This is a genomic window from Sulfurivirga sp. (genome assembly GCF_015490265.1).
In the GTDB taxonomy this organism is placed as follows: domain Bacteria; phylum Pseudomonadota; class Gammaproteobacteria; order Thiomicrospirales; family Thiomicrospiraceae; genus Sulfurivirga.
Genome location: NZ_WFYD01000129.1, coordinates 1 through 8,026, shown reverse-complemented (window position 1 = coordinate 8,026; position 8,026 = coordinate 1). Strand labels below are relative to the sequence as shown.

Annotated in this window: 9 protein-coding genes; 4 read left to right on the top strand and 5 right to left on the bottom strand. The window is 62.0% G+C overall.

Features of this window, described 5'->3' with window-relative positions; translation table 11 throughout:
- Positions 1–119: 119 nt before the first annotated feature.
- A complete protein-coding gene (locus tag F8K16_RS08470) occupies positions 120–707 on the bottom strand; it encodes a DotA/TraY family protein (RefSeq protein ID WP_294949432.1) in 588 nt (195 codons plus the stop codon).
- A gap of 193 nt (positions 708–900) precedes the next feature.
- Positions 901–1,971, bottom strand: a complete 1,071-nt coding sequence (locus tag F8K16_RS08465) for a 3-deoxy-7-phosphoheptulonate synthase (protein WP_294949429.1) — start codon at positions 1,969–1,971, stop codon at positions 901–903.
- A 116-nt stretch (positions 1,972–2,087) separates the two neighbouring features.
- On the opposite strand from F8K16_RS08465, the gene F8K16_RS08460 reads away from it, so the two are divergent.
- Positions 2,088–2,381, top strand: a complete 294-nt coding sequence (locus F8K16_RS08460) for a DUF3579 domain-containing protein (protein ID WP_294949426.1) — start codon at positions 2,088–2,090, stop codon at positions 2,379–2,381.
- 244 nt (positions 2,382–2,625) lie between these two features.
- Here F8K16_RS08460 and F8K16_RS08455 read toward each other — a convergent pair whose 3' ends face one another.
- On the bottom strand, positions 2,626–2,943 hold the full coding sequence (locus F8K16_RS08455; protein ID WP_294949423.1) for a YqfO family protein: 318 nt from the start codon (positions 2,941–2,943) through the stop codon (positions 2,626–2,628).
- 41 nt (positions 2,944–2,984) lie between these two features.
- Between F8K16_RS08455 and F8K16_RS08450 the strand changes: the two genes are divergently transcribed.
- Positions 2,985–3,305, top strand: coding sequence for a hypothetical protein (locus tag F8K16_RS08450; protein WP_294949420.1), 321 nt, complete (start codon positions 2,985–2,987; stop codon positions 3,303–3,305).
- Positions 3,306–3,360: 55 nt separating this feature from the next.
- Here the strand turns inward: F8K16_RS08450 and F8K16_RS08445 are convergent, their stop codons facing one another.
- Both F8K16_RS08445 and nadB read right to left on the bottom strand, forming a co-directional pair.
- A complete protein-coding gene (locus tag F8K16_RS08445; protein ID WP_294949417.1) occupies positions 3,361–4,425 on the bottom strand; it encodes a folate-binding protein in 1,065 nt (354 codons plus the stop codon).
- A gap of 46 nt (positions 4,426–4,471) precedes the next feature.
- Positions 4,472–6,061: an L-aspartate oxidase gene (nadB, locus tag F8K16_RS08440; protein ID WP_294949414.1), complete on the bottom strand. Its 1,590-nt coding sequence runs from the start codon at positions 6,059–6,061 to the stop codon at positions 4,472–4,474.
- Between the two features lie 41 nt (positions 6,062–6,102).
- Here nadB and F8K16_RS08435 point away from each other — a divergent pair, with 41 nt between their 5' ends.
- On the top strand, positions 6,103–6,561 hold the full coding sequence (locus F8K16_RS08435) for a SoxR reducing system RseC family protein (RefSeq protein WP_294949409.1): 459 nt from the start codon (positions 6,103–6,105) through the stop codon (positions 6,559–6,561).
- Positions 6,543–7,982, top strand: coding sequence for a DegQ family serine endoprotease (locus tag F8K16_RS08430; protein ID WP_294949406.1), 1,440 nt, complete (start codon positions 6,543–6,545; stop codon positions 7,980–7,982). Before F8K16_RS08435 ends, F8K16_RS08430 begins: the two co-directional genes overlap by 19 nt.
- The last annotated feature ends 44 nt before the right edge of the window (positions 7,983–8,026 follow it).

The following is an 8,026-nucleotide window of genomic DNA, read 5'->3' as shown; positions in this document are numbered from 1 at the left end:
GCCGCCCTGAATTTGTCTGCCAGCCGATCTTTTCGCGTCATTTTGCAACCGTTTCTAGTTGCATTGTATCCTAAGAAAAACCCGGCGCAAGACCGGGGTTGAATTTTATAACCGTCTTATCAATTACCTCTTTCGCTTGGAGTCTCTCCACCCTCCGTCTGGTGGGACGGATTGGGTTCATGGCTGGAGTTATTCTGCTGAGAGTTTTTGACTCCTGCCTTGCGCATGGCACTCACCCCTGCCGTCACAGCGGTATGCGCCCCACTCTTGATCTGACCGGCACCTCCCTCAACACGGCCAGCCACGGCATCTTCGCCGAGGGACATGCCGCTGACGCCGATCCACTGGAGCACGCGGTCGGGCAGCAGGTAGATCAGCTCGTGGGTCTTGTTCATCACGGTGATCACGATCAGGGTGAAGATGACCACCATGACCAGCCCGCCGAGAATGCTCCAACTGCTGCCGGTGATCAGCGCCCCGTCAGAAGCGATCCCGAATACCAGCAGCACGACGTCCATGCCCAGCTTGGCGAGGATCATGGCGCCAAACAGCGCGATCACCATGAACATGGGCCGGAGCATCACACCCAGCAGAAGCTGGTAGCCCTGAAGCGACCAGCGCCCGAAAAACCCACCTTCGGATTCGGGCAGCGCGTGCGCCACGGCCCACAGCGGGCCGGCAACCAGCGCGATGAACAGGCCGATCATTCATCTAACCACTGAAATGATCCAGTAGGGCGCCAGGAAGCATGGAACTTGGGAGGGTCTGAATGAGCGTTTGCCGAAATGTCAGATTCTCAGGAAGAATGGATTTCCATGCAGATGGGGCAGGTGCTCCTGATTGCGGGAATGGATGAACGGGTTTGGGTGGGCGGCGGCAGCCGCCCACGTCAAGTCCGGTTCATTTTTTTTCACGACGGGCGCGCACGCCTTCGGCCAGCAGCTTGAGCACCTGTTCGCTGTCGTCCCAGCCGATGCAGGCGTCGGTGATGCTGACGCCATACTCCAGCGGCTGGCCGGGAATGACGTCCTGACGCCCCGGCTTGAGATGGCTTTCCACCATGGCGCCCATGATGTAGGGAGCACTCTGCCCCTCACGCAGCTGGCGGGAGATGTCCTCGGCCACGATCAGCTGGCGTTCGTACTGCTTGTTGCTGTTGGCGTGGGAGCAGTCGATCATGAGTCTTTCCTGCACGCCGGCGGCCTTGAGCTGTTCGACCGCTTCCATCACGGACGCCTCGTCATAGTTGGGCCCTTTGGCGCCACCACGCAGGATGACATGACAGTCTTCGTTGCCGGTGGTGGAGAAGATGGCGGAGCGGCCGTCCTTGGTCAGTGACAGGAAGATGTGCGGTCTCATGGCGGCGCGGATGGCGTCCACGGCGATCTTGATGCTGCCGTCGGTACCGTTCTTGAAACCCACGGGGCAGGAGAGGCCGGAGGCCAGCTCGCGGTGGCCCTGACTCTCGGTCGTGCGCGCGCCGATGGCGCCCCAGCTGACCAGATCTGCGATGTACTGAGGGGAGATCAGGTCCAGAAACTCGGTGGCGGCGGGCACGCCCATGTTGTTGATGTCGAGCAGCAGCTCGCGCGCCAGCGCCAGCCCCTTGTTGATCTTGAAGGTTTCGTCAAGATCCGGGTCGTTGATCAGACCTTTCCAGCCCACGGTGGTGCGCGGCTTCTCGAAATAGACCCGCATGACCACAAGCAGGTCTTCCCGATGGCGCTCGGCCTCATGTTTCAGGCGTTCGGCATAATCCCGCGCCGCATCCGGATCATGGATGGAGCAGGGGCCGATGACCACCAGCAGGCGGTCGTCCCTGCCGTAGAGGATGTCGTGAATCTGCCGGCGGGTTTCATGGACCGTCCGTGCCGCCGTATCGCTGATGGGAAAGCGTTCGTGCAGGTCCCTGGGCGGCACCACTTCGGTGATGTCGCGAATGCGCAGATCGTCCGTGGGAAACTGGGTCATCGCTCTTGCCGGGATTGTTGGACAAAGGCGGTATTATGCCATCTTTGGCGGTATTTTGCCGACCCGGAGTGTGGTAGAATTCCGCTGTTTGAGGTTTGTCTAAAGGGTTGGAAAAGGTGCACTGCAAATACATTATCGAAGGCTATACCGAGGATGGGCGCAAGTTCCGTCCCAGCGACTGGATCGACCGGATCTCTTCGATGATGGCCAGCTATGGCAAGCAGCACCGCCTGGTCTATTCCGACCTGTTGCACCCGGAGCTCTATGACGGACAGAAGTGCCTCATCATCGACGACCGTCTGGAGCAGGAAAATCCGGGCATGTATGAGTATGTGATGAACTTCGTCAAGAGCAACGGCCTGCGCATGCGCAAGGTGTGTGATCTGGATCAGGACAAGCTGGGCCGTTGAATCTCCCGTTTTGCCATTCAGCACAGGTTGCCCGACTCATCAGGCGGGCATAAAAAACCCCGACATTCAACGGTGAATGTCGGGTGCCTTTCCATTCGGACGAACGAAAGTTCAAACAAAGCTCTTCAAGAGGAGGTCACTGTCTGTAACAGTGAGACTTCATAATAATATAAGAAAATTCGGAAATCAACATCTTTTTGGGAATCTTTTTGTGTGGACCTTTCAAGCCGGTTGATCAAAGAGGTCAGTCACACAGGTCAGCCAGCTTCCATACGTCATAGGCCGGCGTCTCATACGGGTGTGCCGCCTTGAGCGCCTGCACGGCCTTCTCGATGTGGGCGTCGTCACACACCATTTCCACCCGGTATTCGGCCACCTTCTCCACCTCGCCCTGCTGGCCGAGAAAGGGGTTGGCGCCATCAAGGGGGCGGAACTGGCCTTCACCGAGCACCTGCCAGCTGCAGCGGTCATAATTGCCGATACGTCCGGCGCCGGCGTCGAACACCGCCTGCTTGACCTGTTCTACGTGGGTGACGGGGACGAAGAAGACCAGCTTGTACATCCGCTACAATACCTCCGTTCCAACTCTGGGAGAAAGACTCAATGAATGCACTACTGTGGGCGTTTGCCGCCGTGCTGGTGACGGCGGTGGCCGCACTGGTATTCCATCTGCCCATTCTGGGCAATCTGCTGTTCATCGCCGGGCTGACCGGCTTCATCCTGCTCTATTTCCGTGACTTTGATCCGGACACCGCCACGGAGGCCGAAAAGGTGCGCCGCAAGCGCTGGCTGACCGTCTGCGGCGTGGCCATGGCGCTGGGGCTGCTGTTCGGCTCTCTGTGGAACAGTCACATCATCGCTCCGCCGCCTGCACCGGGCGCACCCAACATGCCCACCGAGTCCGGGATGATTCCCGGGCAGTGAGCCTGTTTTGCCTTGAACGAGCCTCCCCGGCGGGAGGCGGTCATACGGCCCCGGCTCAGTCTTCGTCCAGCACCGGATAGGGCAGCGGCTCGATGCGCAGCGGCTGGCCATTGACGTTCAGGTCGCCCTGGGCCTGGGCCAGTGTCTTGACATTGGCCACCGCCTGCACCAGCTGTCCTTCGATGGGGTCGGGGCGCTGCCACAGCAGTTCGAACTCGATGCGCTTGCCCTTTTCGTCTTCGGCGGAGTAGGTCTCGCCGGGCGTGGCTTCGATGGGCACGTCACTGTGCAGGCGGAACATGCGCTTGGGCACGGTGGCGCGGAAGTGCAGCCGGGCGATGATCTCCTGACCGGGAAAGCAGCCCTTCTTGAAATTGATGGCGCCTAGTTTGTCCAGGTTGAGCATCTGGGCGACAAACCGGCCGCTGATGGCGTCCGTGACCACCGGGATGCCGGCGACGATGTCCATCAGGTGCCAGTCGTACTGGTTGCAGCGGTCCGCGTTGACCAGCAGCTTTTCCCATGCCTGTTTCATCTGATCCACCGGCCCCAGCAGCAGGTAGCGGTGGTAGGGGCCGGGAATCTTCATGGCCTTGATCTTGCGCAGCCCTTCCATGGGCACCATGGCGGCGGACCAGGTTTCCTTGACCTTGGCGTCCAGCGCCCGCTGAAGATCAAGGTCGCCGAAGTCTCCGCCATAACCCACCAGCGCCAGATCATCGCTGCGGTCGGTGAGGGTGACCTTCGAACGCAGCACGAACATCTGCAGCCGCTTGAGGATGGTCTCCTTCAGGCTGGCGTCGAAGATCAGGTAATAGTCGCGCTCGTACATCAGGATCCAGAACAGCGCCAGCACCTGCCCCTTGGGATCGCACCATGCGGCCAGCTGGCCGGTCTTGTTGCTGACCTCCTCAATGTCGTTGGTCAGCTGTGCCTGCAGGAAGGTCTTGGCATCCTCGCCGCTGACCTGGACCAGCGCCATGCCGGTCAGGGGCACGGCCACCGGGCCGTGCTTGACCAGCACCCGTTCCAGATCGGGTTCGCCAAAGGTAGTCACGCGGCCATGTTCGTCAAATTGCGCGCCCTGCTGTTCCAGAAACTGCTGCCAGTCTGCGTTCATGAACGGAGCTCCTCGGTGATCGTTCGGATGCGGAAATTTTAGCGGGTCAACGCGGTTTGAGCACGGTGGGCCGTGCCGTCTTGCGCATGTCCGGGTGGTCCTTGTTGTAGTGCAGGCCTCGGCTTTCCTTGCGGCGGCGGGCGCTGAGGATGATCAGCTCGGCCACCAGCGCCAGATTGCGCAGTTCGATCAGGTTGGCGTTGACGGTGTGGCGGCAGTAGTAGTCTTCCACCTCCTGCTGGATGACGCGGATGCGCTTCTGCGCCTGTTTCAGGCGCTGGTCGGAGCGCACGATGCCCACATAGTCCCACATGGTACGGCGGATCTCGTCCCAGTCGTGACTGATGAGCACCTGCTCCTGCGGGTCGCGGGCGCGCGAGCTGTCCCATAGCGGCGCCTTGATCTTCCGCGGTGGCGTGTCCTGCAGCCATTGGAGGATGGAGCGGGCGGCGTCCCGCCCGAATACCAGTCCTTCCAGCAGGGAGTTGCTGGCCAGACGGTTGGCGCCGTGCAGGCCGGTGTAGGCGGTTTCACCCACGGCCCACAGGCCGGGCAGATCGGTGCGTGCTTCGATGTCGGTGAGCACGCCGCCACAGGTATAGTGTGCCGCGGGCACCACGGGAATCGGCTCGCGGGTCATGTCGATGCCCACCTTGAGCAGGCGCTCGTAGATGGTGGGGAAGTGACGCCGGATGAAGGCCGGGCCCCGGTGGGTGATGTCCAGCAGCACATGGTCGATGCCGTGTTTCTTCAGCTCTGAGTCGATGGCGCGGGCGACGATGTCCCGCGGCGCTAGCTCACCCCGTTCGTCGTAGTGATGCATGAAACGTTCACCCCAGGGCAGGCGCAGAATGCCGCCTTCACCCCGTACCGCCTCGGAGATGAGAAAGGCGCGGTCGTGGGGGTGATACAGGCAGGTGGGGTGGAACTGGTTGAACTCCATGTTGACCACCCGACAGCCGGCGCGCCAGGCCATGGCGATGCCGTCGCCGGTGGAGGTGTCCGGATTGCTGGTGTAGAGGTAGGCCTTGGAGGCGCCGCCTGTGGCCAGCACCACGGCACGCGCCTGCATGGTCTTGATGGTGCCGGTATTCTTCGACAGCACATGGGCGCCGATGATGGTGCCGTCATCCCGCAGCAGATCGATGGCTTCGTGTCGGGACATCAGGCAGATGTTCTCATGGGCCTTGGCGTGATCCAGCAGCACCTGCTCCACGCTGCGGCCCGTGTGGTCGGCCACGTGGATGACACGGCGGTGGCTGTGTCCGCCTTCCTGAGTCAGGTGAAAGGGCGTGGGGCAGTGCTCGCTGGCCTCGCAGCGGGAGAAGGGCACGCCCAGGGAGACCAGCCAGTCGATCATGGCGCGGCTGTTTTCGGACACATGGCGCACGATGGCCGGGTCGCACAGACCGGCGCCAGCTGCCAGGGTGTCGGCCACATGAGCCTCCACCGAGTCGGAAGGATCGAGTACGGCGGCGATGCCACCCTGCGCCCAGCGGGTGGCGCCCTCGTCCAGTGACGTCTTGGCGATGACGGTCACTTGACAGTGATCGGCCAGGTGCAGGGCGCAGGTGAGCCCGGCAATGCCGCTGCCGATGATGAGCACGTCGGTGCGGGTGCGTTCCGTGTGGACCATGGTTGCGTTACGTCGGTTCGGGTTGCCTATACTACTACACCATGAGCGAGTCGATGATGCACGAGAGCACCGGCACGGTGGTGCGGGTGGAAGGCGAATGGGCCTGGGTGGAGACGGTGCGCCAGAGCGGTTGCGGCAGCTGTGCCGCCAAGGGTGCCTGCGGCACAGGCGTGCTGGAAAACTTGTTTTCCGCCCGTTCCGCCCCCATTAAATTACCCAACACGCTTCATGCCCGACCGGGCGACCGGGTGGTGCTGGCGCTGTCGGAAGGGGCGCTGCTGCGCCAGAGCCTGTGGGCCTATGGCGTCCCGTTGCTCGGGTTTTTCATCGGCGGTCTGGTGGGCAGGGCGCTGTTCTCAATGGAATGGTCAGCCTTGCTGGGGGCGGTTGTCGGTATGCTTGCCGGGTGGGGTGTGGTGCGGCGGTTCGCCCGGATCGAGCCGCCGATGATGACAAGAATTCTTACGCAAGGAGACAGACAATGGCTGGATATTGGTTGAGAGGCACGGCGCTGGCTGCTGCATTGCTGGTGAGCAGCCAGAGCCAGGCCTTTTTCGATTTTGGCAAGTCGGCACAGAACGCACCGGCGGCGCAGCCCGCGCCCGTGCAGGTCAACCTGCCGGATTTCTCACAGCTGGCCGAGCAGACGGAAAAGTGGGTGGTCAACATCAGCACCACCAAGCATCTGAAGACGCTGCCGCCGCAGTTTCAGGGGGTGCCGCCGGAGATTCTGCGCTTCTTCTTCGGCATTGATCCGCGTCAGCTGCAGCAGGCGCCCAGGCAGCAGGAGGTGCATTCGCTCGGTTCCGGTTTCATTATCCGTTCCGACGGCTACATCCTCACCAACAACCATGTGATCGACGGGGCGGACGACATCATCGTGCGCATGTCCGACCGGCGCGAGTTCAAGGCAAAGCTGGTGGGGCGTGACAAGGCCACCGATGTGGCCCTGCTCAAGATCGACGCCAAGGGTCTGCCGGCGGCGAAGATCGGCTCCTCACGCCAGCTGAAGGTGGGGCAGTGGGTGCTGGCCATCGGTCAGCCCTTCGGGCTGGACTACACCGTCACCCACGGCATCGTCAGCGCCAAGGGGCGCAGCCTGCCGGATGAGAATTATGTGCCGTTCATCCAGACGGACGTGCCCATCAATCCCGGCAACTCCGGCGGCCCGCTGATCAACATGCGTGGCGAGGTGGTGGGCATCAACTCGCAGATCTTCAGTAAATCCGGTGGCTACATGGGGCTGTCGTTCTCCATTCCCATCGAGGTGGCCATGAACGTGGCCAACCAGTTGATGACCAAGGGTAAGGTAGAGCGCGGCTTCCTCGGCGTCACCATTCAGGAGGTGAACGCCGATCTTGCCGCCGCCTTCGGCATGAAGCGGCCCTATGGCGCGCTGGTGGCCGAAGTGGGCAAGAACTCCCCCGCGGCCAAGGCGGGCATCGAGCCGGGTGACATCATCATCGAATACGACGGCCAGCGCATCGAGAAGTCCTCCGACCTGCCGCCGCTTGTGGGCATGACCCCTGTGGGCAAGCAGGTGAAGGTGGTGGTGCTGCGCAAGGGCAAGCGCAAGACGCTGACGGTGAAGATCGCTGCCAAGTCCGGTTCAAGCGAGTCCGCGGCGTCCTCCGAGCAGCCGGCCGCGGCCAGTGACTTTGGCGCCGTGGTGGAGCCGCTGAGCGAGAAAGAGAAGGCGGCGTTGCATCTTCGCTATGGCGTCAAGGTGGTTCAGGTGACCGGCGGTCCGGCAGCCAAGGCGGGCCTGCAGCCGGGTGACATCATCGTCAGCATTGCCTTCCGGCCAGTCCACTCGCCTGAGGAGCTGAAAGCCCTCATCAGAAAGCTGCCCAAGGGGCGCAAGTTCCCCATGCGCATCATCCGCAGAGGAGGCAGCTTCTTCCTGCCGCTGGTGCTGTGACAGACACTGCCCGGTTGCATGATATCGCCCGCCTTTCGGCGGGC